General features: G+C 41.0%; 1 protein-coding gene. It reads right to left on the bottom strand.

Annotation, left to right across the window (positions count from 1 at the left end; all coding sequences use genetic code 11):
- Positions 1–1727: SprB repeat-containing protein (locus tag AC1Q5Z_RS23360; protein WP_492447106.1), on the bottom strand; the 1727-nt coding region annotated here is incomplete at both ends.

The raw sequence follows: 1727 nt of genomic DNA, 5'->3' as shown, positions 1-1727 counted from the left end.
GCCTGAGCGGCAGCAAGCCCTTCTGCATCGCTGCATTCTAAAGTTGCATTTAAAGATCCAGCCGCAGTAGTCCATGTAGGAGCTGTGGTGTCTTGGATTGTGATGATTTGTGTGAAAGCTACAGATTCATTTCCGCAGTCATCTTTTACGGTCCAAGTGTTGGTGTATGTTCCCGCGTTAGCGCATCCTTCAGAAGCCACAAACTGTCCGCTTGCTTTGGTGATGTTTGCAACATCAGCATCGCATGAGTCAGAAGCGGTCGGGAATTTAGCCTGAGCGGCAGCAAGCCCTTCTGCATCGCTGCATTCTAAAGTTGCATTTAAAGATCCAGCCGCAGTAGTCCATGTCGGAGCTGTGGTGTCTTGGATTGTGATGATTTGTGTGAAAGTTTCCGATGTATTTCCGCAGTCATCTTTTACTGTCCAAGTATTGGTGTATGTTCCGGCATTAGCGCATCCTTCAGAAGCCACAAACTGTCCGCTTGCTTTGGTGATGTTTGTGACATCAGCATCGCATGAGTCAGAAGCGGTTGGGAATTTTGCCTGAGCGGCAGCAAGCCCCTGTGCATCGCTGCATTCTAAAGTTGTGTTTAAAGATCCAGCCGAAGTAGTCCATGTCGGAGCAGTAATGTCTTGAACAATTATAGTTTGACTGACAGGAAGTGAAACATTATCGCAAGCGTCTTTTGCAGTCCAAGTTCTTGTTTTAGTATATGATCCAGCACAATTCCCCTCTGTAATTGTATCTACATAAGTTAATGAAGAAACTGTTCCACTGTCATCAGTTGCTGTGGCTTGTGTGAAAACTGGTTCTGCTGGGCAATTTATTGTTGTTGTTTCTGGTAATGGATTTATAATTGGTTTAATAGAGTCTCCATCCAAAATCGTAAATGATTCTGAAATCTGGCATCCATTTGCATCAGTTATAAGAACTGTATAATTTCCTGCAGGAAGATTGTTGGCTGTAGCTCCTGTTTGAACAGGATTTGAATTCCAAGAATATAAATATGTAGGAGTTCCTCCAGAAACTGTTACAGTTGCAGAACCATTATTACCTCCACCACAAGTTACATCAGTTTGAGATTTTGTAGCAGATAATCCTTGTTGAGGTTGAGATATTGTTACAGAACAAGTAGTAGTATAATTTAACTTGTCTGTTACAGTTACATTATGAACGCCAGCACTTAAAGCAATTGCTTGTGCAGTAGTTTCACCGTTATCCCAAAGATAAGTATAGTCACCATTACCTCCTACAGCTGTAATAGTTGCTTTTCCAGTATTTTCTCCAAAACATTTTACAGCGCTATCTTGAGAAATACTGCAAGAAAATACATCTGGTTGAGTTATAGTGACAGTACAAGTTGTTGTGCATCCTTTTGAATCGGTAACAGTAACAGAATGAAGACCTGCACTTAATCCAACTGCTTTTTGAGTAGTTTCATTATTATCCCATAAATAAGTGTAGCCTACATTACCACCAATTGGAGTTACAGTAGCTTCCCCATCGCTTAAACCATTTGAAGTGACAGCTTTATTTTGAATAATAGAACAGCTCAAAGCTATAGCTGGTTGTGATATGGTTACTGAATTGGATTGAGAAGAGCAAGAATCAGTAATTGTTAAAGTGTATGTTCCTGAAGGAAGGTCTGAAACAGTTGCTGATGTTCCAACTTCAATTCCTCCGCTATTTTTCCAAGAATAGTTTACCGTTCCAATCGCGTTTGTCAC

The sequence above is a fragment of the Flavobacterium sp. GW823-FHT06G12 genome, from assembly GCF_058794775.1.
The sequence above is the reverse complement of the archived record's forward strand: the minus strand, read 5'-3'. Positions and strand labels throughout refer to the sequence as shown.